Annotated in this window: 20 protein-coding genes; 13 read left to right on the top strand and 7 right to left on the bottom strand. The window is 67.1% G+C overall.

What is annotated here, in order from left to right; genetic code table 11:
• Positions 1-107: 107 nt before the first annotated feature.
• The gene (locus AC5P76_RS13005) at positions 108-1,256 is read right to left on the bottom strand and encodes an acyl-CoA dehydrogenase family protein (RefSeq protein WP_461288463.1); all 1,149 of its coding nucleotides are present in this window, start codon (positions 1,254-1,256) and stop codon (positions 108-110) included.
• A gap of 152 nt (positions 1,257-1,408) precedes the next feature.
• Between AC5P76_RS13005 and AC5P76_RS13000 the strand changes: the two genes are divergently transcribed.
• The 3 genes from AC5P76_RS13000 to metH are packed head-to-tail and all read left to right on the top strand — an operon-like array spanning position 1,409 to position 6,185.
• Entirely contained in the window at positions 1,409-2,338 is a 930-nt protein-coding gene (locus AC5P76_RS13000; RefSeq protein ID WP_053515410.1) for an ArsR/SmtB family transcription factor, read from the top strand.
• 13 nt (positions 2,339-2,351) lie between these two features.
• Entirely contained in the window at positions 2,352-3,443 is a 1,092-nt protein-coding gene (locus AC5P76_RS12995; RefSeq protein WP_065176054.1) for a homocysteine S-methyltransferase family protein, read from the top strand.
• 57 nt (positions 3,444-3,500) lie between these two features.
• Positions 3,501-6,185, top strand: a complete 2,685-nt coding sequence (metH, locus tag AC5P76_RS12990) for a methionine synthase (RefSeq protein WP_206733955.1) — start codon at positions 3,501-3,503, stop codon at positions 6,183-6,185.
• Between the two features lie 60 nt (positions 6,186-6,245).
• Here the strand turns inward: metH and AC5P76_RS12985 are convergent, their stop codons facing one another.
• The 5 genes from AC5P76_RS12985 to AC5P76_RS12965 form a co-directional block, all read right to left on the bottom strand.
• Entirely contained in the window at positions 6,246-6,914 is a 669-nt protein-coding gene (locus tag AC5P76_RS12985) for a DUF2058 domain-containing protein (RefSeq protein WP_053515404.1), read from the bottom strand.
• 15 nt (positions 6,915-6,929) lie between these two features.
• Positions 6,930-7,169, bottom strand: a complete 240-nt coding sequence (locus AC5P76_RS12980) for a SlyX family protein (protein WP_053515402.1) — start codon at positions 7,167-7,169, stop codon at positions 6,930-6,932.
• The gene (locus AC5P76_RS12975) at positions 7,162-8,511 is read right to left on the bottom strand and encodes a UDP-glucose dehydrogenase family protein (protein WP_253120392.1); all 1,350 of its coding nucleotides are present in this window, start codon (positions 8,509-8,511) and stop codon (positions 7,162-7,164) included. The genes AC5P76_RS12980 and AC5P76_RS12975 overlap by 8 nt, the downstream gene beginning before the upstream one ends.
• A gap of 23 nt (positions 8,512-8,534) precedes the next feature.
• Positions 8,535-9,512 (bottom strand): FKBP-type peptidyl-prolyl cis-trans isomerase, encoded by a 978-nt coding sequence (locus AC5P76_RS12970; protein ID WP_065176057.1) that lies wholly within the window; start codon positions 9,510-9,512, stop codon positions 8,535-8,537.
• A 96-nt stretch (positions 9,513-9,608) separates the two neighbouring features.
• On the bottom strand, positions 9,609-10,196 hold the full coding sequence (locus tag AC5P76_RS12965) for a glutathione peroxidase (protein ID WP_053515396.1): 588 nt from the start codon (positions 10,194-10,196) through the stop codon (positions 9,609-9,611).
• A 365-nt stretch (positions 10,197-10,561) separates the two neighbouring features.
• Between AC5P76_RS12965 and AC5P76_RS12960 the strand changes: the two genes are divergently transcribed.
• From AC5P76_RS12960 to AC5P76_RS12930, 7 genes are all read left to right on the top strand, one after another.
• Positions 10,562-10,807 carry a hypothetical protein gene (locus AC5P76_RS12960; protein WP_065176058.1) on the top strand — a complete coding sequence of 82 codons (246 nt, stop codon included), beginning with the start codon at positions 10,562-10,564 and terminating at the stop codon, positions 10,805-10,807.
• Between the two features lie 2 nt (positions 10,808-10,809).
• A complete protein-coding gene (locus AC5P76_RS12955; protein WP_053515392.1) occupies positions 10,810-11,169 on the top strand; it encodes a GntR family transcriptional regulator in 360 nt (119 codons plus the stop codon).
• Positions 11,169-12,059, top strand: a complete 891-nt coding sequence (locus AC5P76_RS12950) for an ABC transporter ATP-binding protein (RefSeq protein WP_065176059.1) — start codon at positions 11,169-11,171, stop codon at positions 12,057-12,059. The genes AC5P76_RS12955 and AC5P76_RS12950 overlap by 1 nt, the downstream gene beginning before the upstream one ends.
• Positions 12,056-13,081 (top strand): ABC-2 transporter permease, encoded by a 1,026-nt coding sequence (locus AC5P76_RS12945; RefSeq protein ID WP_065176060.1) that lies wholly within the window; start codon positions 12,056-12,058, stop codon positions 13,079-13,081. Before AC5P76_RS12950 ends, AC5P76_RS12945 begins: the two co-directional genes overlap by 4 nt.
• A 22-nt stretch (positions 13,082-13,103) precedes the next feature.
• Positions 13,104-13,988, top strand: a complete 885-nt coding sequence (locus tag AC5P76_RS12940; protein WP_193396647.1) for a DUF4097 family beta strand repeat-containing protein — start codon at positions 13,104-13,106, stop codon at positions 13,986-13,988.
• Positions 13,989-14,018: 30 nt separating this feature from the next.
• The gene (locus tag AC5P76_RS12935) at positions 14,019-14,630 is read left to right on the top strand and encodes a YggN family protein (RefSeq protein ID WP_253120390.1); all 612 of its coding nucleotides are present in this window, start codon (positions 14,019-14,021) and stop codon (positions 14,628-14,630) included.
• 89 nt (positions 14,631-14,719) lie between these two features.
• A complete protein-coding gene (locus tag AC5P76_RS12930) occupies positions 14,720-15,145 on the top strand; it encodes a hypothetical protein (RefSeq protein WP_053515382.1) in 426 nt (141 codons plus the stop codon).
• 58 nt (positions 15,146-15,203) lie between these two features.
• Here AC5P76_RS12930 and AC5P76_RS12925 read toward each other — a convergent pair whose 3' ends face one another.
• Positions 15,204-16,640: a class II fumarate hydratase gene (locus tag AC5P76_RS12925; RefSeq protein WP_065182914.1), complete on the bottom strand. Its 1,437-nt coding sequence runs from the start codon at positions 16,638-16,640 to the stop codon at positions 15,204-15,206.
• 290 nt (positions 16,641-16,930) lie between these two features.
• Here AC5P76_RS12925 and purB point away from each other — a divergent pair, with 290 nt between their 5' ends.
• The 3 genes from purB to AC5P76_RS12910 all read left to right on the top strand — a co-directional run bounded on the left by purB (position 16,931) and on the right by AC5P76_RS12910 (position 21,267).
• Positions 16,931-18,298 carry an adenylosuccinate lyase gene (gene purB, locus AC5P76_RS12920; RefSeq protein ID WP_128987758.1) on the top strand — a complete coding sequence of 456 codons (1,368 nt, stop codon included), beginning with the start codon at positions 16,931-16,933 and terminating at the stop codon, positions 18,296-18,298.
• A gap of 653 nt (positions 18,299-18,951) precedes the next feature.
• Positions 18,952-20,361 (top strand): ribosomal protein uL16 3-hydroxylase, encoded by a 1,410-nt coding sequence (locus AC5P76_RS12915; protein ID WP_253119561.1) that lies wholly within the window; start codon positions 18,952-18,954, stop codon positions 20,359-20,361.
• 3 nt (positions 20,362-20,364) lie between these two features.
• Positions 20,365-21,267, top strand: a complete 903-nt coding sequence (locus AC5P76_RS12910; protein ID WP_253119559.1) for a GNAT family N-acetyltransferase — start codon at positions 20,365-20,367, stop codon at positions 21,265-21,267.
• Positions 21,268-21,301: the final 34 nt, after the last annotated feature.

Genomic DNA, 21,301 nt, shown 5'->3' with positions numbered 1-21,301 from the left:
AAGGCCCTGCATTGGAACAGATCGGCATCGCCCGACCAACAGGCCCGTGCATGCAGGGCATGGATCTACCGGCTGCGCCGCTGTTGCAGCGGCGCAGCCGTTTCGACTCAGCGCAGCCCGGTCTCGTTGCGGGCGATCACCAGGCGCTGGATCTCCGAGGTGCCCTCGTAGATCTCGGTGATCTTGGCATCGCGGAAGTAGCGCTCCAGCGGCATTTCCTTGGAGTAGCCCATGCCACCATGGATCTGCACGGCCTGGTGGGTGATCCACATCGCCGCTTCCGACGCCGTCAGCTTGGCGATGGCCGCTTCATTGCTGAAACGCTTGCCCTGGCCCTTCACCCATGCCGCGCGCAGCGTCAGCAGCAGGGCTGCGTCCAGCTTGCACTTCATGTCGGCGATCTTGGCCTGGGTCATCTGGAAAGTACCGATCGGCGCGCCAAACGCCTTGCGCTCCTTCACATACTCCAGCGTCGCTTCATAAGCGGCACGGGCGATGCCGACGGCCTGCGATGCGATGCCGATGCGCCCGGCATCGAGCACGCCCATGGCGATCTTGAAGCCCTCGCCCTCCTGGCCCAGCACGTCGTCCGGCTGGGCGACGTAATCGTTGAATTCGATCTCGCAGGTCGCCGAGGCACGGATGCCCAGCTTCGGCTCGGTCTTGCCACGGCCGAAGCCGGCCTTTTCGGTGTCGACCAGGAAAGCCGTGATGCCACGCGCGCCCTTGTCCGGCTCGCTCATCGCGAACAACACGATGTACCGGGCCACCGGGCCGGAGGTGATCCAGCTCTTCTTGCCGTTGATGACGTAGGTGCCGTCGGCCTGCTTGACCGCGCGGCAACGCATGGCGGTCGCATCCGAACCGGACTGCGGCTCGGTCAGGGCGAATGCACCGATGGCCTCGCCCTCCGCGATGGCGCGCACGTACTTCTGCTTCTGCTCCTCGCTGCCGTGGGTCAGGATGCCGTTGCAGAACAGCGAATTGTTGACCGACATGATGGTCGAGTGGGCCGCGTCGCCGGCGGCGACCTCCACCATCGCCAGCACATACGCGATCGGGTCCATGCCGGCACCGCCGTATTCGGTCGGTACCTCGATGCCCATCAGGCCGTTCTCGCCCAGCAGGCGGATGTTCTCCAGCGGGAACTCGCCGGTACGGTCATGGTGCTCCGCGCTCGGGGCGATCTTCTCCTGCGCGATGCGCCGCGCCACGTCCTGCAGCATCAACTGCTCTTCAGTAAAGCTGAAATCCACAACACCCTCCCGGGTACATGAGGTTATGGCCGCGCAGCGCGCGCCCAGGTGTGCCGATTGTACCGGGGCCCGGGGAGTTTCCATACGCCACCGACTTGACCACGGCGGCCGATCCAGCGAATATATCTCTATATCGCGATAGGTAGATATTCATGGATCTGGAAGACTGGTCAACCCGCCTGAAGGTGTTCGCCGATGCGACGCGGGTGCGCCTGCTGGCGCTGCTGGAGCAGGAAGAGCTGACCGTGGCCGAGCTTTCGGCGATCACCCGGCTGGCCCAGCCGCGCGTGTCCACTCACCTGGCGCGCCTGAAGGAAGCGGGCCTGGTCCGCGACCGCCGCGCCGGCGTGTCGGCCTACTACCGCTTCGACGAAGCGCAGCTGGATCCGGCGCAGCGCGCATTGTGGCATGCCTTGAGCAACGGAAGCGACGATCCACTGCTGCGACAGGACGCTGAACGGGTCGCCGCCGTGCTGGCCAGCCGCGCCGCGGACCAGAACTGGGCCGACAGCGTGGCCGGCGACATGGAACGTCACTATTCTCCGGGCCGCACCTGGGAGGCGCTGGCGCGTACCGCCCTGCCCCTGCTGGAAACCGGCGACGTGCTCGATATCGCGTCCGGCGACGGCGTGCTGGCCGAACTGGTGGCACCGCATGCCAAGCGCTACATCTGCATCGACACCAGCGCGCGCGTGGTGGCCGCTGCCAGTGAACGCCTGCGCCGCCTGCCCAATGTGGAAGTGCGCGAGGGTGACATGCATGCCCTGCCCTTCAAGGACCGCAGCTTCGACCTGGTGGTGCTGATGCACGCACTGACCTACGCCAGCAAGCCGGCGCAGGCCGTCACCGAAGCCGCGCGCGTGCTGCGCCCGGGCGGCCGCCTGCTGCTGTGCAGCCTGGCGCGCCACGAACACAAGGCAGCGGTGGAAGCCTATGGTCACGTCAACCTGGGTTTCAGCGACAAGGAACTGAAGAAGTTCGTCGACAAGGCCGGCCTGCAGGTTTCCAGCCTGGAGACGGTCACCCGCGAGAAGCGGCCGCCGCACTTCGAAGTGATCTCGCTGATCGCCAACAAGCCCTGAGTCCGGAATCATCATGCCCGTCCTGCCCTGGTTGCACCCCGAACGTGCCAATGCCCTGCTGGGCGCGCTGCGCGAGCGGATCCTGATCATCGACGGAGCGATGGGCACGATGATCCAGCGCCATGGCCTGCAGGAAGGCGACTACCGCGGTGAGCGTTTCGCCGATGGCTACGATCACCTGCACGGGCCGGGCTGCGACCACGCCGCGCCGCAGGGCCACGATCTGAAGGGCAACAACGACCTGTTGCTGCTCACCCGGCCGCAGGTCATCGCCGACATCCACACCGCCTACCTGGAAGCCGGCGCGGACCTGGTGGAAACCAATACCTTCAACGCCACCTCGGTCAGCCAGGCCGACTACCACCTCGAGCATCTGGTGTACGAACTGAACAAGGCCGGCGCCGCCGTGGCCCGCGCCTGCTGCGATGCCGTTGAAGCCACCACGCCCGGCAAGCCGCGCTTCGTGATCGGCGTGCTTGGCCCCACCAGCCGCACCGCATCGATCAGTCCCGACGTCAACGATCCGGGCTTCCGCAACACCAGTTTCGATGAGCTGCGCGACACCTACCGCGAAGCCATCGATGGCCTGATCGACGGCGGCGCGGACACCCTCATGGTCGAAACCATCTTCGACACGCTCAACGCCAAGGCGGCGCTGTATGCGGTGGAGGAAGCCTTCGATGCGCGCGGTGCGCGCCTGCCGGTGATGATCTCCGGCACGATCACCGATGCCTCCGGCCGCACCCTGTCCGGCCAGACCGCCGAAGCCTTCCACGCCTCGCTGGCACACGCGCGGCCCCTGTCGATCGGCCTGAACTGCGCGCTGGGTGCCGATGCGATGCGCCCGCATGTCGAAACGCTGTCGCAGGTTGCCGACTGCCATGTCAGCGCGCATCCCAATGCCGGCCTGCCCAATGCCTTCGGCGAGTATGACGAGACCCCCGAAGAAATGGCGGCGACCCTGCGCGGTTTCGCCCGCGATGGCCTGCTCAACCTGGTCGGCGGCTGCTGCGGATCCACCCCCGACCACATCCGTGCCATCGCCCAGGCGGTGGCCGGACTGCCACCGCGTGTCCTGCCGGACCGCCAGGACCAGGCGGCATGAACGTCGCCGCCACCGTTCCGCACTTCCCGCCCTGCCGTTGCTGAGCCACTGCCTGCCATGACGCCTGTCCGCCCCACCCGCCTGTCCGGCCTGGAACCGCTGGTCATCACCCCGGACCTGCTGTTCGTCAACGTCGGCGAGCGCACCAACGTCACCGGCAGCGCGCAGTTCCGCAAGCTGATCAAGGAAGGCCGCTACGAGGAGGCCGTGGACGTGGCCCGGCAACAAGTGGCCAGTGGCGCGCAGATCCTCGACGTCAACATGGACGAGGGCCTGATCGACTCCGAGGCGGCGATGACCCGCTACCTCAACCTGATCATGTCCGAGCCCGACATCGCCCGCATTCCGGTGATGGTCGACTCGTCCAAATGGAGCGTGATCGAAGCCGGCCTGAAATGCCTGCAGGGCAAGAGCGTGGTCAATTCGATCTCGCTGAAGGAAGGCGAGGCCCTGTTCCGCGAACACGCGCGCAAGGTGCTGCGTTACGGCGCGGCAGCGGTGGTGATGGCGTTCGACGAAAGCGGCCAGGCCGACACCTGTGCGCGCAAGGTCGAGATCTGTACGCGCGCCTACCGCATTCTGGTCGATGAGATCGGCTTCCCGCCACAGGACATCATCTTCGACCCGAACATCTTCGCTGTCGCCACCGGCATCGAGGAGCACGACAACTACGCGGTGGACTTCATCGAAGCCACGCGCATCATCAAGCAGACCCTGCCGCACTGCCACGTCTCCGGCGGCGTTTCCAACGTGTCGTTCTCGTTCCGTGGCAACGAAACGGTGCGCCAGGCGATCCATTCGGTCTTCCTGTACCACGCCATCGCGGCCGGCATGGACATGGGCATCGTCAACGCCGGTGCCATGCCGATCTATGACGAACTGGAGCCGGACCTGCGCGAGCGCGTGGAGGACGTGATCCTCAACCGCCGCCCTGACGCCACCGAGCGCCTGCTGGAGATTGCCGAACGCTACAAGGGCAGCAAGGGCAAGGTGAAGAGCGAAGACATGGCCTGGCGCGCCAAGCCGGTCGAGCAGCGCCTGGCCCACGCCCTGGTGCACGGGCTGGATGCGTTCGTGGAAGAGGACACCGAACTGGCACGGCAGGCCTCCAGCCGTCCACTGGACGTGATCGAAGGGCCGTTGATGGATGGCATGAACGTCGTCGGCGACCTGTTCGGTGCCGGCAAGATGTTCCTGCCGCAGGTGGTGAAGTCGGCCCGCGTGATGAAAAAGGCGGTGGCCTACCTGCTGCCCTATATCGAGGCGGAGAAGGCCCGCAGCGGTGACACCGCCAAGAGCAACGGCCGCATCATCATGGCCACCGTGAAAGGCGATGTGCACGACATCGGCAAGAACATCGTCGGCGTGGTCCTTGCCTGCAACAACTTCGAGGTGGTCGATCTGGGCGTGATGGTGCCGGCGCAGAAGATTCTCGATGCGGCCCGCGAGCACAAGGCCGACCTGATCGGCCTGTCCGGGCTGATCACGCCGTCACTGGAGGAAATGAGCCATGTCGCCCGCGAGATGCAGCGCCAGGGATTCGACCTGCCATTGCTGATCGGCGGCGCCACCACCTCGCGCGCGCACACGGCGTTGAAGATCGACCCGCACTACCATGCCCCTACGGTGTGGGTGAAGGATGCCTCGCGCGCGGTGGGCGTGGCCCAGTCGCTGATCTCGCGCGACCTGCGCGCGGGCTTCGTTGCTGCCAATGAAGCCGACTACGCCGAGATCCGCGCCCGTCACCGCAACCGTGGCGATGCCAAGCGGCTGGTCTCGCTGGAGCACGCGCGCGGCCAGAAATTCCAGGGCGGCTGGGACAGTTATGTGCCCCCGGTTCCGAACCAGCCCGGCCTGCATGTGTTCGAAGACTATCCCCTGTCGGAACTGGTCGATTACATCGACTGGACGCCGTTCTTCCAGGCCTGGGAACTGGCTGGCAAGTTTCCGGCCATCCTCACTGACGAGATCGTCGGCGCCCAGGCCAGCGAGCTGTACCGCGACGCCCGGGCGATGCTGGCGTGCATCGTCGCGGAGAAGTGGCTGACCGCCAAGGCGGTGTTCGGCCTGTGGCCGGCCAACAGTGTCGGTGACGATGTCCGCGTGCAGCATCCACAGGGCGAGACCACCCTGCACTTCCTTCGCCAGCAGGTCGACAAGCCGGCCGAGCGCCCCGACTTCTGCCTGGCCGATTTCATCGCACCGGCCGACAGCGGGCGACAGGACTGGATCGGTGCGTTCGCGGTCACCGCCGGTATCGGCATCGATGCCCATGTCGCGCGCTTTGAAGCCGAGCACGACGATTACAACGCGATCCTGCTCAAGGCCCTGGCCGACCGCTTCGCCGAAGCACTGGCCGAACGCCTGCACCAGCGGGTGCGCACCGAGTTCTGGGGCTATGACCGCACCGAAGCGCTGGACAACGATGCGCTGATCGACGAGAAGTATCGCGGCATCCGGCCCGCCCCCGGCTATCCAGCGTGCCCGGAGCACAGCGAGAAGCGCCGCCTGTTCGATCTGCTGCAGGCGGAAGCCAACGCGGGCATGACGCTGACCGAGAGCTTCGCGATGCTGCCCACCGCGGCCGTCTCCGGCTACTACTTCAGCCATCCACAGAGCCAGTACTTCGTGGTCGGCCGCCTCAGCCGCGAACAGGTGGGCGACTACGCGCGGCGCAAGGGCGTGGATCGCGCCCAGGCCGAGCGCTGGCTCGCATCCAACCTCGACTACGATCCCGAATAGACCGCGCAGAAACAGCAACGCCGGGCATTGCCCGGCGTTTCCGATCACTGCGGTGCAGGCTTACCAGACCAGGTCATCCGGCACCTGGTACTGCGGATCGGCGTAGGGATCGTCCTCGGCCGGGGCATCCGGATCGACCTTCAGCGCCACCGAGGCCGCGAACACGGCTTCGGCCTGGTTCAGCACCTCGGCGGTGACCAGCAGATAGCGGCCATTGAGCTGCACCACGCCCAGCTCGCCGGCATTGAGCGCGGTCAGCTGTGCCGCGGTGACATAGATCCGCTTGATCTTGCCGCCATACGGGAAGTGCCGCGCGATGTCGGCCGCCTCGTCATTCAGGCCCTTGTCCTTCAGCAGTTCTTCCAGCTTCGCCTTCGCCTCGCGGCGCTGACGCGCTTCCTCCTGCTTCAGGCGCTCGGCTTCGATGCGCTCTTCCTTCTCCTTCTGGGCACGGATGGCATAGGCCTTGGCCAGATCCATCTCCTCGGCACTGCGCGGCCTGCGCGGGCCTTGTCCACGGTGCTGCCCCGGCTTGCCCGGCGCACCACCGGGACCGCGACGCTCACCGGGCGTGTGCTCGCCCTTGCCTGCGCCCTGCGGCTTTCCATTGCCGTTGCCGCCCTTGCCCTGCGGGCGGCCATCACGGCGGGGGCCATCATTCTTGCGCTCGGGCTTGGGCGCGGGCTTGAAGCCCAGGCCCAGCAACTGGTCGCGGAGGGTATCGCTCATAGATAAGGGTATGGATCAGTAGTGCGGCGGCGGCGGTTCGCTCGCCGGATCGGAGGAATTCAGTGCGTTGCGGACCTTGCCCAGGTCTTCCAGCAGCACGCGCAGCACATCGGCGTTGCGGGTGCCCTGCATCCGGGCATCGGCCAGTGCGTCGCTCAGTTCGGCCAGCGCGTGTTCCTGGAAGGACACACGCATCTCCAGCTCGACCAGGCGCGCTTCCAGCGCCTGCTCGCGTTCGGTCGGCAGCTCAGACATGCAGTGAACGCCCCCGGCCGATGCCGTAGTACGCCAGGCCCGCCGCTTCGACCTCGGCGGGGTCGTACAGGTTGCGGCCGTCGAACACGACCGCGTCCTTCAGCCGTTCGCGCAGCATCGAAAAATCAGGGCTGCGGAACTGCTTCCATTCGGTCACCACGATCAACGCATCGGCGCCCTGCAGCGCGTCATCGGCGCTGTCACAGAACACCAGATCATCGCGCTCACCGAAGATGCGCTGCGCTTCGTGTATGGCTTCGGGGTCGAACGCACGTACGGTCGCCCCACCCTCCCACAGCTGCGCCAGCAGGCGGCGGCTGGAGGCCTCGCGCATGTCGTCGGTATTCGGCTTGAAGGCCAGCCCCCACACGGCGAACGTCCTGCCGCGCACGCCCTCGTCCTCGCCCTTGTCGTAGTGGCGCTGGACCAGGGCGAACAGGTGGCCCTTCTGCGCATCGTTGACCGCTTCCACCGCGTTCAGCAGCTTCGGCTCCAGGCCGCTCTGCTGGGCGGTGCGGGCCAGCGCCTGCACATCCTTGGGGAAACACGAGCCACCGTAACCGGCGCCCGGATAGATGAAATGCCAGCCGATGCGCGGGTCCGAGCCGATCCCCTGGCGGACCTGCTCGACGTCGGCGCCGACACGCTCGGCAATGTTGGCAATCTCGTTCATGAACGAAATCTTGGTCGCCAGCATCGCGTTGGCGGCGTACTTGGTCAGCTCGGCCGAGCGTACGTCCATCTCCACCACACGGTCGTGGTTGCGGTTGAACGGTGCATACAGGCGACGCATCACCGCCACCGACTCGTCGCTGGTGGCACCGATGATGATGCGGTCCGGTCGCATGCAGTCGGCGACCGCGTCGCCTTCCTTCAGGAACTCCGGGTTGGAGACCACATCGAAGGCGATGTCGGCGCCGCGCGCCGCGAGTTCGTCGGTGATCGCTGCACGGACCTTGTCGGCGGTGCCGACCGGCACCGTCGACTTGTTGACCACCACGGTCGGCACGCTCATGTGCCGGCCGATGGTGCGGGCCACGGCCAGCACGTACTGCAGGTCGGCGCTGCCATCCTCGTCCGGCGGTGTGCCCACGGCGATGAACACCACCTGGCCATGCGCGATCGCCGCAGCCGCATCAGTGGTGAACGCCAGCCGCGCCGCAGCGTGGTTGGCCTTCACCATCGGCTCCAGGCCCGGCTCATAGATCGGGATGATGCCCTGGTTCAGGCCATCGACCTTGCCCTGGTCGATATCGACGCAGATCACCTGGTGGCCGACATCGGCCAGGCAGGTGCCCGTCACCAGGCCGACGTAACCGGTACCGAAAATCGCAACGCGCATGTCCGTGCAGGCTCCGTGGTGGCTTACGGCAGGACGCCCAGCAGTTCGACGTCGAAGGTCAGCGTGGCGTTCGGACCGATCGGGCCGCCCGGGGTGCCGTTCTCACCGTAGGCCAGCTCGCCCGGGATCCAGAAGCGGTACTTGGAGCCGACCGGCATCAGCGCGACGCCTTCGGTCCAGCCCTTGATCACCTGGTCCAGGCCGAACTCGGCCGGGCCACGGCTGGCGGAGCTGTCAAAGACGGTGCCGTCGAGCAGCTTGCCTTCGTAGTTCACGCGCACCTTGCTGGTCGGCAGCGGACGCTCGCCGCTGCCCGGGCGGATCACCTGGTACTGCAGCCCCGAGGCCGTGGTCACCACGCCCGGCTGGGTCTTGTTCTTGGCCAGGAATGCGTTGCCTTCCTGACGGTTGGTCTGTGCAGCCTGGGCAGCCTTGGCCTGCATTTCGGCCTGCTTGGCGCCCATGAACGCCTGGATGGTGGCCGTGGCGTCAGCCTCGGTCATCTTCGGCTGGCCCTTGCTCAGACCAGTGCTGATTGCGTCAAACAGCGACGCAACGTCAATGTCGTCCTTCAGCTGTGCCAGCGACGGACCCACCGAGTAGGAACCGATCATCTGTGCGACCTTCACCCGATCGACCTTCGGCGGCTGAGAGCCCGGCGCAACGCCCGGCACCTGCTGGCCGCTGCGGGCCATCACGACCTGGCGCAGGGCGGCATCGGTGGCCTTGGCCTGCTCCTGGGTGATCTGCGGCTGCAGGCCTTCGAACGAACGCTCCACGGCCGTGCGCAGGGCAGCGACGTCGATTTCATCGGCGATCGGGGTGAACGACTTGGCGACATCCAGGCCGATGGCGTAACCGAGCTTCTGCTTGGGGGAATTCAAGGTTGCGGTCTCCTTGGCGGCTGCGGGGGCCGCCGGTTGTTGCGACAGAGCGACACCCGAAGTGCCCATCGCCAGAATCAGAACCGACGCCGCTGCGCCGCGCATTCCCATCTTCATTCGCTGCATTCCTGGAAGTGACTGGGCGCCGACGTCGGCGCGAAAAGAAGCATTGTCGCACGCATGCCGTCGATGTCGAGGCATCCGTGCCGGATATCAACGCGTGGCGGCGGGCGCGGCCAGTGCCTTGTCGATGGCCGCGATCAGCTGCGGATCATCCGGCGTGACCTTGCTGGCGAACTGGGCGATGACCCTGCCGTCGCGGCCGACCAGGTACTTGTGGAAGTTCCAGCCCGGCGCCACGCCGGTTGCCGCGGTCAGGCGCTGGTACAGCGGGGTGGCCTGCGCGCCGACCACGTGGACCTTCTCGAACATCGGGAACTTCACGCCATAGGTCAGCGTGCAGAATTCCTGGATCTGCGCTTCGTCACCGGGTTCCTGGCCCTTGAAATCGTTGGACGGGAAGCCGAGGACCGCGAACCCGCGGCGTGCATAGCGCTGCTGCAGCGCTTCCAGGCCTTCGTACTGCGGCGTGTACCCGCACTTGCTGGCGGTATTGACCACCAGCAGCACCTGGCCGTGATAGCGCTGCTGCAGGTTGACCTGCTGCTTGCCGGCCAGGGGCCGGTAGTCCACATCCAGCAGATCGGCGGCCAGGGTGAGGCCGGGAAGGGCCAGCCCAGCCAGCAGGGTCAGCAGGGAAAGACCGCGCAGGCGGCGCGGGAAGACGGTCGGCAGGGGCATCGGAGCGGTCCGCGGTGGCCATTCACAGGGCCCGGCCGGGAGCGGCCGGGAATCGGCCGAACTATAGCACCGGCCCCGGGGGCACCCGGCCGCGCGACCGCCCCGGCGCTTTGCGCGGATTGGCGGCAACGCAGCCGGGGCCAGAGGCTGGCCGGTGCTTGACATAGCATGGACGCAGCTGAATGGAAGCGAGGCGACGGCCTGCGCCCGCCGGGCATCATTCCGCATTCAAATCAATGGCTTGCAGAATTGCATCTATGCCATGACACCCCCTGCCATCAGTTGGGTCATGTCGGGGGTTGCACGTCGGCGTGCCGGTGTTATAGTTGCATACAACACCAGTCACCTGAGACAGGGGGTATGCCATGAACACCCGGATGCATCGCAACGTCACCGCTCCCGCGATCACCGCCGTTTCGACCCTGCTGGTGATGGCGTGGCTGGCCTCGCCACGCGCGCCCACCGCCCCCTCTCTGTCCGATACCCCGCAGGACGCGCCCACTCCCACGGCCGGGACGCCGGAAGCTTCACCCTCCCCCCCGCGTCGGCTGCACAGCTCCCTGTCCATGCCGTATTTCTCGTTCGCACAGCCGCTGACCCCACGGAGCTGACCATGAGCGACATCCAGTGGAGCGACGGCGCTCCCATCTACCGCCAGCTGAAGGAGCGCGTGATCGCCATGATGCTCGACGGAATCCTCAAGCCGGGCGATGCCCTGCCTTCGGTGCGCCAGGTGGCCGCCGACTACCAGCTCAACCCCATCACCGTTTCGCGCGCCTACCAGGAACTGGCTGACGAAGGCCTGGTCGAGAAGCGCCGGGGCCTGGGCATGTTCATGACCGAGCAGGCGGCCACGCAGCTGCGCAGCAGCGAGCGCGAGCGCTTCCTCAATGAAGAATGGCCGGCCGTCCTGGAGCGCATCCAGCGCCTGGGGCTGAGCCTCGACGAATTGCTGACCCAGGGGAAAGTCTGATGAATGCCAGCCTCACCAGTACCGCTGCAAGCGACGCGGTCATCACCGCCCGCGGCCTGCGCAAGGCCTACAAGAGCACGGTCGCGCTCGACAATGCCAGCTTCACCATCCCGGCGGGCCGGATCATCGGCCTGATCGGACCCAACGGTGCCGGCAAGACCACCGCGTTGAAGGCCATCCTCGGCCTGACCACGGTGGAAGGCGACCTCAGCGTGCTCGGCCGCGACCCGCGCCTTCATCGGGATGAGCTGATGAAGGACATCTGCTTCATCGCCGACGTCGCGGTGCTGCCCCGCTGGCTGAAGGTGCGCGAGGCCATCGACTTCGTCGCCGGCGTGCATCCCCGCTTCGATCGCGCCCGCTGCGAGCGCTTCCTGGCCAACACCAAGCTGCAGCCGAAGCAGCGCGTGCGCGAACTGTCCAAAGGCATGATCGTGCAGCTGCACCTGGCCCTGGTGATGGCCATCGACGCCCGCGTGCTGGTGCTCGACGAGCCGACCCTGGGCCTGGACATCCTGTACCGCAAGGAGTTCTACCAGCGCCTGCTGGAGGACTACTTCGACGAGCAGAAGACGATCATCGTCACCACCCACCAGGTCGAAGAGATCGAGCACATCCTCAGCGACGTCATGTTCATCCGCGACGGCCGCATCGTGCTCGACGCAGAGATGGACGATGTCGGCCAACGCTACACCGAGCTGCTGGTCAACGCCGAGCAGCTCGATACCGCGCGTGCGCTCAAGCCGATCGACGAGCGCGCCCTGGCCTTCGGCAAGACCGTGCTGCTGTATGACGGCGTGCCGCGTGACCAGCTCACCTCCCTCGGCGAGACCCGCAGCCCGGGCCTGGCTGATCTGTTCGTCGCTGTCATGAAGGGGACCTACGCATGAACGCCGTCAATCATCCCGTCGGTCCCGCCGGCACGCTGCGCTGGCTGCTCAAGCGTGAATACTGGGAGAACCGTGGCGGGTTCCTCTATGCGCCGCTGATTGCCGGCGTGGTGTCGCTGCTGATGAGCGGTGTGGGCATCGCCTTCGGCCTGTTCGCCCTGCATCGGGCTGCGCGCGACGGCAATCTGCACATCGATGGCGAGGACGTGAACATCAACGGCCTGGACCTGGCGCTGCTGACCCGCAACATCAGTGCCAAGGACATGGCCGACCTCGGCAACGGCCTCGACCTGACCCTGGTGCTCAGTTCGGCCTGGCCATTCCTGGTGCTGGCGTTCGTGATGTTCTTCTACTGCCTTGGCGCGCTGTATGACGACCGCCGCGACCGCAGCATCCTGTTCTGGAAATCGCTGCCACTGTCCGATACCCAGACCGTGCTTTCCAAGGTGATCAGCGCGCTGGTGATCGCCCCGCTGATCGCAGTGGTCGCGGGCATCCTGACCATGTTCGGCTTCCTCGCCATCATCAGCCTGGTGGCCGCGCTGCACGGTGGCAGCCCGATGAACCTGATCTGGGGACCGGCCAGCCCGCTGACCCTGGCCGCCGGCCACCTGTCCTGGATTCCGGTCTACGTCCTGTGGGCGCTGCCGACCGCCGGCTGGCTGCTGCTGTGCTCGGCCTGGGCCAAGTCCAAGCCGTTCCTGTGGGCGGTGATGCTGCCGCTCTTCGCCGGGATCATCGTCTCCACCACCAAGGTCATGACCCTGTTCGGGCTCACCAGCGGCTGGTTCTGGCAGAACGTCGTCGGTCGCCTGCTGCTCAGTGGCGTGCCCGGCATGGACCTGATCTACCGCACCGGCCTGCAGGACTCGCGTGCGGACCTGGAATCGGTCACCGCGCTGATGGGACCGGTCGCGCAGCTGAAGTCGCTGGCGATGCCGGGACTGTGGATCGGCGCTGCGTTCGGCGCGCTTTTCATCTTCCTTGCCATCCGCCTGCGCCGCCGCGCCGGCGAAATCTGACCCCTTACCGGAGCCACCACCCATGCGTTCCCTGCTCGCCTGTACCGCGTTGTTGCTGATGCCGCTGTCGGCCTTGGCCGCCGATGCACCCAACTGCAAGTTCACCGCTGCACGCACGTTGAAGCTGGACGCGGCCGGTGCCAAGGCGGTGGTGTTCGAGGTGAACCAGTTCGATCTGAAGGTGACCGCCCGCAGTGGAGGCGGTCAGCTCGACGGCCGTGCCTGCGCGTCCAGCCAGGATCTGCTGGACCAGCTGGTGCTGGACCAGCGCCGGGAAGGCGACAAGCTGGTGGTCAGCCTGCGCCGCGCAAGCCGTGCCGGCCTGAACCTGGGCAACTTCTACGCCTGGCTGGACATCCGCGGCAGCGTGCCGGACAACCTGCCGCTGCAGTTCAAGGTCGGCTCCGGCGATGCCAGCATCGACAACGCGCAGTCACTGAGCGTGGATGTCGGCTCCGGCGACGCCGTTGCGCGCGGCACCCGCGGCACCATCCATGCCTCCGTCGGCTCCGGCGACCTGGAGATCGACGGTGGCAGCGCACTGAACCTGCTGTCGCTCGGCTCGGGTGACGTCAAGGCGCGCAACATCGGGGGCGACGCGATCGTCGGCACGGTCGGCTCCGGCGACCTCACGATCAGCGACGTGCGTGGCAACGCACGCCTGGACACGGTCGGATCGGGCGACGTCGACTTCAAGCGCGTGCAGGGCAGCGTCCAGATCGGCGTGGTGGGCTCGGGGGGCATCGACCTGGGTGACATCGGCGGCGATGTGCACGTGCGCAGCCATGGCTCCGGCGACATCGACGTCGATGGCGTGCGCGGCAACCTGACCGTCGATCACAGCGGCAGCGGCGACGTCGTGCACCGCAACGTCAGCGGCAGGGTCACCCTGCCCCGCAACAAGTAAATCCCAACCCACCGATTCGAGGGGAATGCCATGAACCTGATGCGCCTGCTGCCTGCCACCCTGCTGTGCCTGCCGCTGATCGCCTGCGGTGGCACGTCTTCCGCGCCCGACACCAGTGTCGGCAAGAGCGTCGCCGAAACCTCCAGCGGCGTTGGCAGAAAAGTCCAGGAAGCCATGGATGAGGCCCGCAGAGAGATCACTGAGGGCAACATCAAGATCTCCGCCGACAATCAGCCGCGCGCGGAGATCACGCCGGATGGACATCTGCTGATCGGCGGCAAGAATGTGCCGACCAACGACGCGCAGCGCCGCCAGCTGCTGGAGTACCGCGGTCACGTGGTCGCCATCGCGACGGACGGGATGAATGTCGGCCTGGCCGGTGCCAAGCTCGGTGCCAGCGCTGCCGGTGAAGCGCTCAAGGGTATCTTCAGCGGTGACAGCGAAGGCGTGGAGAAGCGGATCAACGCCGAGGCCGCCAAGATCGAAGCGCAGGCCAAGCGCATCTGCGACCGCCTGCCGGCGATGCTGGCCAGCCAGCAGGCGCTTGCCCGCGAACTGCCGGCCTTCAAGCCCTACGCCAGCATGGACCAGAGCGACGTCGACGACTGCGGGAAGGACAGCTCGGTCACCTTCTCCAACTGAGACACTTCAGCGCAGCCGGCCGGCAGCGGGTCCCCGCTGCCGCCACCGGGCTTACAATGGGCACCCCGGATGCCCCCGATCGAATCGTCATGAAGAAGCTGTTTCTGCTGCTGGCTGCCCTGTTCTGCCTGGGCCTGGCCGGCTGCGACCAGGATTACCGCAACCACCGCGCAGAGCGTGGCAAGCCCAAGATCTCCGTCAGCGAAGGCATGGTGACCGTGCGCCGTCCACCGGCACCGAACATCATCATCCTGGCCGACGGCACGATGAAGATGGACGAGATCCAGATTCCGCTGGACGATGCGCAGAAACAGATGCTGCAGACGATGTTCGGCAAGCTGCAGGTACTGCGCCAGAACACGCTGGTGGCCGCCCCGGCCGATCCGAACATGCAGCCGGTGAAGATCCAGCCGCCGGAGGGCATGGACGTCATTCCAGGCGACCTGATCCAGCGCATCCCCGAGTTCAAGGACTACACCGAGACCTTCGGCAACATCGTCGCCGACCGTCGCTGAACGCAAACGCCGCCCGAGGGCGGCGTTTCTCATTGGCCCGGCAAGCCTGCTCGGCAGATCAACCGCCGCCACCGCCTCCCGCATGGATGCCGCCAGCGGTCAGCGCCGTCGGATCCAGCAGGCGCCGCAGTTCCGCTTCGCCCAGGCCGCTGTCCTCCAGCGCCACCTCCAGCACCGGCCGCTGTTCCTTGTAGGCGCGCTTGGCGATTGCCGCAGCCTTCTCATAGCCGATGATCGGGTTCAGCGCAGTGACCAGGATCGGGTTGCGCGCCAGCGCCTCCGCCACGCGATCCTCGCGCACCTTCAGGCCTGCGATGGCGCTGTCGGCCAGCAGCGTCGACACGTTGGCCAGCAGGCCGATGCCTTCGAGCAGGTTCACCGCGATCAGCGGCAGGGTCACATTGAGCTGGAAATTGCCGGTCTGCCCGGCCACCGTGATCGCCGTGTGGTGACCGATCACCTGCGCGCAGGCCATCACCGTCGCCTCCGGAATCACCGGATTGACCTTGCCCGGCATGATCGAGCTGCCCGGCTGCAGGGCCGGCAGTTCGATCTCGCCCAGCCCCGCCAGCGGCCCGGCATTCATCCAGCGCAGATCGTTGGCGATCTTGATCAGCGCCACCGCCAGCGCATTGAGCTGGCCGGACAGCTCCACCGCATCGTCCTGCGCGGCCAGGCCTTCAAACTTGTTGTCGGCACTGTCGAACTTGAAACCCGAGTGCTGCTTGAGGGCCTTGGCCACCTGAGCGCCGAAACGCGGATCGGCATTGATGCCGGTACCGATGGCGGTGCCGCCCAGCGGCAGCCGGCGGACGCGCTTGAGGCTGTCCTCGATGCGCGCCTGTGCCGATGCCAGCTGTGCCGACCAGGCGCCGAACTCCTGCTCGAAGGTCAGCGGCATGGCGTCCATCAGGTGGGTACGGCCGGTCTTGACCACCTTGCGCAGGCTGCGGCCCTTCCTGTCGATGGTCCTGCGCAGATGCGCCAGCGCGGGCAGCAGCTGTTCGTGCGCCGCCAGCACCGCCGAGACGCGCAGCGCGGTCGGGATCACGTCATTGGAGCTCTGCCCCTGGTTGACGTGGTCGTTGGGATGGACCGTGGTCTTGCCGGCCTTGCCGGCGCGGTTGGCCAGGGTCGCGATGACCTCGTTGGCATTCATGTTCGAGGACGTACCCGAACCGGTCTGGTAGACATCGATGGGGAAATGCGCGTCCCAGTCGCCCGCCGCCACTTCCGCGGCGGCGGCCTGGATCGCCTTGGCCACGTTCCTGGGCAGGTGGCCCAGTTCGGCGTTGACGCCGGCAGCGGCGCCCTTGACCAGACCCAGCGCACGGATGAACCCGCGCGGCATGCGCTGGCCGGACACCGGGAAATTCTGCACGGCGCGCTGGGTCTGCGCGCCCCACAGGGCATCGGCAGGCACCTGCAGCTCGCCCATGCTGTCGTGTTCGATCCGGAACGCCCGGGAGGCACCCTTGCTTGCAGCTTTGCTCATTGCATCGACTCCGCACTACTTCAGTTGGGGAAAGGGAAGCGGCGGCTGGCAGGGTGTCGCTTCCCGGGCTGGCGGCGGCAATCACGATACTCTCTTGCCCGTTGCATGGCATGACGGAAGCGGGCCGGATCGTTTCATCTGCGGCACCGTTGCCCATCGGGAGCGGCGGGCCCGGCCGGGCGAGGACAGCGCGCAGCCTCCCTGCGCCCGGCGTGGCCCGGTGCTGCCAAGCATGCGAAGGCCACGCGTCGTAGAATATCGGCCCCGCCGCTCGCTCCCGCCCTGCCGACATGTCCGATTCCGCCCTGCTCGCCCTGTCCCCGCTCGATGGCCGCTACGCCGGCAAGGTCGATGCCCTGCGCCCGATCTTCTCCGAGTACGGCCTGATCAAGGCCCGCGTCACGGTCGAGGTGGAGTGGCTGCTGGCGCTGGCCGCCGAGCCGGGCATCGTCGAGCTTGCAGCGTTCTCCGAAGCCGCCACCGCCCGTCTGCGCGCGCTGGCCAGCGGTTTCAGCCCCGCCCATGCCGCCCGGGTGAAGGAGATCGAGCGCACCACCAACCATGACGTCAAGGCGGTGGAGTACTTCATCAAGGAGCAGCTGAAGGACGACGCCGAGCTGGCGCCGGCACTGGAGTTCGTGCATTTCGCCTGCACCAGCGAGGACATCAACAACCTCAGCTACGGCCTGATGCTCGAGCAGGCGCGCCGCGAGGTGCTGCTGCCGACGCTCGACGGCATCGCCGCCACCCTGCGTGGCCTGGCCCACGCCCAGGCCGCGCAGCCGATGCTGTCGCGCACGCACGGCCAGACCGCTTCGCCGACCACCCTGGGCAAGGAGCTGGCGAACGTGGTGGCGCGCCTGGAGCGTCAGCGCCGCCAGATCGCCGCGGTCGAGCTGACCGGCAAGATCAACGGTGCGGTCGGCAACTACAACGCGCACGTCGCCAGCTACCCGGACGTGGACTGGCCGGCCTTCGCCGAACGCTTCGTGACCGGGCTTGGCCTGGTGTTCAACCCGTACACCACGCAGATCGAGCCGCACGACAACGTCGCCGAAATCGGCGATGCCGCCCGCCGCGCCAACATCATCCTGATCGACCTGGCCCGCGATATCTGGGGCTACATCTCGCTGGGCTACTTCAAGCAGCGCCTGAAGGAAGGCGAAGTCGGCTCGTCGACCATGCCGCACAAGGTCAACCCGATCGATTTCGAAAATGCCGAAGGCAACTTCGGCATCGCCAACGCGCTGTTCGAGCATTTCAGCGCGAAGCTGCCGATCAGCCGCTGGCAGCGCGACCTGACCGACTCCACCGTGTTGCGGGCGCTGGGTACCGCCTTCGGCCACAGCCAGGTGGCGCTGGACTCGCTGGCCAAGGGACTGGGCAAGCTGGAGGTGAATCCGCAGCGCCTGGATGCCGACCTGGATGCCGCGTGGGAAGTGCTGGCCGAAGCGGTGCAGACGGTGATGCGCCGCCACGGCCTGCCGAACCCGTACGAGCAGCTGAAGGCACTGACCCGCGGCCAGGGCATCACCGCCGAGTCGATGCGGGCGTTCGTACAGGGGCTGGAGCTGCCGGCGGATGCGAAGCAGCGGCTGCTGGAGATGACCCCGGGCAGCTATACCGGTCTGGCCGAGGCGCTGGCGAAGAAGATCTGAGGGGTTTTCTCTGCGGCGGCGGCCGCGGCGCTGCCTGCGGCAGGCAACGGCAACGTCAAAGGCGGCTATGGGTTTCTGCAGTGTTTGGCGGGGCGGGTTGGGTTCGCGGGGGACGCCGTGAACCCATCCCTGGGGGCTTGGCCGCGGCATCCATGCCGCGGACACCCCCGCGAACCCAACCCGCCCCACCTCTGACAGCGTCCCGGTGACGGATCGAAGAGCATTTGTTGTCGGGACGGAATGTGAAGTAGGGACGCGGCTTCGCCGCGTCCCTCTTTGTTTTTCGGCTACACGAGCAAGCGCAGCGTGTGACCCACTGTTGCCTTTGATTTTCTTCTTCCATTCCGTGGCGGACCCCGCAGGAGACTGTCAAGGGCCGGGCGGGTGGGCTGCGCGGGGGTGTCCGCCGCATGGATGCGGCGGCCAAGCTTACAGGGACGTACTTGCAGCGTCCCCCGCGCAGCCCACCCGCCCGGCCAAGCACGGCGTTGGCTTTCAGCGACCAACCCGGCCCCCACCACGAGGGGCTCCGCCGTTGGCCGGACACCCCGCGACAAACCACCGCACGTGCGCAATCCCAACGAACGTCGGACAATGGACGCCTTGGCGGCACGCCGCGCCGCCCTCCCGCTTTCCGCTGCAAGGATTCCCCCATGGCCGCCCGCAAGTCCTCCGCCCCGCTCATCGAAGTCACCGCCCGTCCCGGCCAGCCGCTGGGCATGTCCCCGGCCGTGTTCCTGCGCGATTTCTGGCAGAAGCGTCCGCTGCTGATCCGCAACGCCTTCGCTGATTTCCAGTCTCCGGTGCAGCCGGAAGACCTGGCCGGGCTGGCCTGCGAGGAAGGCGTGCTGGCACGCCTGATCGAGCACGACAAGCGCCAGGACGGCTGGCGCGTACGTACCGGCCCGTTCCAGGAAGACGTATTCCCCGCCCTGCCCGACCACGACTGGACCCTGCTGGTGCAGGACGTGGACAAGTGGGACCCGGACGTGCGCGCGCTGATCGAGCACTTCCGCTTCCTCCCGCGCTGGCGCATGGACGACGTCATGATCAGCTTCGCCGCCACCGGCGGCTCGGTCGGTGCCCACGTCGACCAGTACGACGTGTTCCTGCTGCAGGCCCAGGGCCATCGTCGCTGGCAGATCGACGCCAGCGAGTCGATCAAGGGCCGGCGCCCGCCGCTGGGGTTCCGTCCGGACGTGGAACTGAAGCTGCTGGAGGTGTTCAAGCCCACCCACGACTGGGTGCTGGCGCCGGGCGACATGCTGTACCTGCCGCCGAACGTGCCGCACCATGGCGTCGCCGAAGACCCCTGCCTGACGTTCTCCTTCGGCATGCGCGCGCCGTCCTCGGCCGAACTCATCAGTGACTACCTGGACACCCTGATCGCCGATGCCGACGAGAACATCCGCTATCAGGACCCCGACCTGAAGCTGCCGGCCGATCCGAACGAGATCGACACGGTGGCGATGGCACGGGTGATCACCGCCCTCAACGCCATCCGCATGAACGACCCGGACAAGCTGGGCGACTGGTTCGGCCGCTTCATCACCACCTACCGCGCCGCCGGCGAAGTGATGGCCCACCAGGCCGCGCCGGAACAGGAAGAGGTGGTCGCCGCCCTGCAGTCCGGCCTTCTGCTGCAACGCCACCCCTGGGCCCGCCTGGCCTGGCGGCGGGCCAAGCGGGGCGCCAGCCTGTACGTCAGCGGCCAGGACTTCGCGCTGCCGGTGAAGGATGCGCAGCGCCTGGCCGGTGCCGAGCAGCTCGACGCGGCCGCCTATCGCGGACTGTCGGACAAGGGCCGCGCGGTGGTCCAGCAGCTGCTGGTCGGCGGCGTGTTCCAGCTGATCAACCCCAGCGAGCTGTATGGCGCCGACGACGAGGGCGAGGATGAAGGCGTCCTCGGTGAGGTGGTCGAAGGCCGCGACCAGGTGGAGGTGATCGATGACGACGCCGTGTCCGACGATGTCCACGTGGTGACCGTGCATGACGATGGCATCGAGGTCATCGTCAACTTCGAAGACGACGAAGAAGACGACAGCGACGCCGGTCGCGCCTGAGTCATGCCCTCGATCCGCGTCCATCAGGTAGGTCATGCCGATGCGCATGGCGCCATCCACGCTGTGCGCCAGCAGGTGTTCGTGCAGGAACAGGGCATTGCCAGCGACCTGGAGCGCGACGCGATGGACCCGGTCAGTGCCCACGTACTGGCGCTGGATGCCGACGGCACGCCGGTCGGCACTGGCCGGCTCACACCTGATGGCCGCGTCGGCCGCATGGCGGTGCTGGCGAGCCACCGCAGCCAGGGCATCGGTGAAGCCCTGCTCGAGGCCCTGGTCGAGGCCGGCCATGGCCTCGACCTGGCCGAGCTGCATCTGCACGCACAGCTGCCCGCCCGCGACTTCTACGCGCGGCAGGGCTTCCTGCCTGAAGGCGAGGTCTTCGAGGAGGCCGGCCTGGGGCACCAGCAGATGCGCCGCCGGCTGGACGCGGCCAGCGCGATCAACAGCCGCGCCGAGGCCGTGGCCGCCACCACCGCCATCCTCCACCGTGCCCGTCGCCAGGTATGGCTGCACAGCCACCTGCTGGACCCGGGCCTGCTCGATGCCGGCCCGGTACAGGCCGCCCTGCGCCGCTTCGCCAGTGCCCGCCACGACAAGCAGCTGCGGGTGATCGTGCATGACGCGGCAGCCATTGGCCGTGCCGGCGCGCCGCTGCTGGCGATGGCACAGCGGCTGCCCAGCGTGATCCTGTTCCGCGAGGTGACCGATCCGGTCGACCGGGCACTGGCGTCCGCCTGCCTGATCAATGACAGGGGCGACTTCTACTTTCGTCTGATCGGCCATCGCCTCGACGGCGAGGCCGGCATCGCGCTGCCGGCACGTTCGCGGCAGTTCGAGCAGCAATTGCAGCGCGTCTGGGACCGTTCGCGCGATTGCAGCGAACTCCGCGCGCTCGGCCTCTGAGCGCGACGGTCGGGTTCAACCTGTCTGGAAGCGG

This window comes from Stenotrophomonas sp. YJH_SMC_36, from assembly GCF_059369935.1.
Note: the sequence above shows the minus strand (reverse complement) of the source record. Positions and strands in the feature narration are given on the sequence as shown.

Bases quoted from the DNA above. Each gene is read 5' to 3' on its own strand.
- AC5P76_RS13000 (WP_053515410.1), top strand. From the start codon at position 1,409: ATGGATCTGGAAGACTGGTCAACCCGCCTGAAGGTGTTCGCCGATGCG.
- AC5P76_RS12940 (WP_193396647.1), top strand. From the start codon at position 13,104: ATGCGTTCCCTGCTCGCCTGTACCGCGTTGTTGCTGATGCCGCTGTCG.
- AC5P76_RS12955 (WP_053515392.1), top strand. From the start codon at position 10,810: ATGAGCGACATCCAGTGGAGCGACGGCGCTCCCATCTACCGCCAGCTG.
- AC5P76_RS12930 (WP_053515382.1), top strand. From the start codon at position 14,720: ATGAAGAAGCTGTTTCTGCTGCTGGCTGCCCTGTTCTGCCTGGGCCTG.
- AC5P76_RS12925 (WP_065182914.1), bottom strand. From the start codon at position 16,640: ATGAGCAAAGCTGCAAGCAAGGGTGCCTCCCGGGCGTTCCGGATCGAA.
- AC5P76_RS12935 (WP_253120390.1), top strand. From the start codon at position 14,019: ATGAACCTGATGCGCCTGCTGCCTGCCACCCTGCTGTGCCTGCCGCTG.
- AC5P76_RS12915 (WP_253119561.1), top strand. From the start codon at position 18,952: ATGGCCGCCCGCAAGTCCTCCGCCCCGCTCATCGAAGTCACCGCCCGT.
- AC5P76_RS12960 (WP_065176058.1), top strand. From the start codon at position 10,562: ATGAACACCCGGATGCATCGCAACGTCACCGCTCCCGCGATCACCGCC.
- AC5P76_RS12985 (WP_053515404.1), bottom strand. From the start codon at position 6,914: ATGAGCGATACCCTCCGCGACCAGTTGCTGGGCCTGGGCTTCAAGCCC.
- AC5P76_RS12970 (WP_065176057.1), bottom strand. From the start codon at position 9,512: ATGAAGATGGGAATGCGCGGCGCAGCGGCGTCGGTTCTGATTCTGGCG.
- AC5P76_RS12950 (WP_065176059.1), top strand. From the start codon at position 11,169: ATGAATGCCAGCCTCACCAGTACCGCTGCAAGCGACGCGGTCATCACC.
- AC5P76_RS12980 (WP_053515402.1), bottom strand. From the start codon at position 7,169: ATGTCTGAGCTGCCGACCGAACGCGAGCAGGCGCTGGAAGCGCGCCTG.
- metH (WP_206733955.1), top strand. From the start codon at position 3,501: ATGACGCCTGTCCGCCCCACCCGCCTGTCCGGCCTGGAACCGCTGGTC.
- AC5P76_RS12910 (WP_253119559.1), top strand. From the start codon at position 20,365: ATGCCCTCGATCCGCGTCCATCAGGTAGGTCATGCCGATGCGCATGGC.
- AC5P76_RS12945 (WP_065176060.1), top strand. From the start codon at position 12,056: ATGAACGCCGTCAATCATCCCGTCGGTCCCGCCGGCACGCTGCGCTGG.
- purB (WP_128987758.1), top strand. From the start codon at position 16,931: ATGTCCGATTCCGCCCTGCTCGCCCTGTCCCCGCTCGATGGCCGCTAC.
- AC5P76_RS12995 (WP_065176054.1), top strand. From the start codon at position 2,352: ATGCCCGTCCTGCCCTGGTTGCACCCCGAACGTGCCAATGCCCTGCTG.
- AC5P76_RS12965 (WP_053515396.1), bottom strand. From the start codon at position 10,196: ATGCCCCTGCCGACCGTCTTCCCGCGCCGCCTGCGCGGTCTTTCCCTG.
- AC5P76_RS12975 (WP_253120392.1), bottom strand. From the start codon at position 8,511: ATGCGCGTTGCGATTTTCGGTACCGGTTACGTCGGCCTGGTGACGGGC.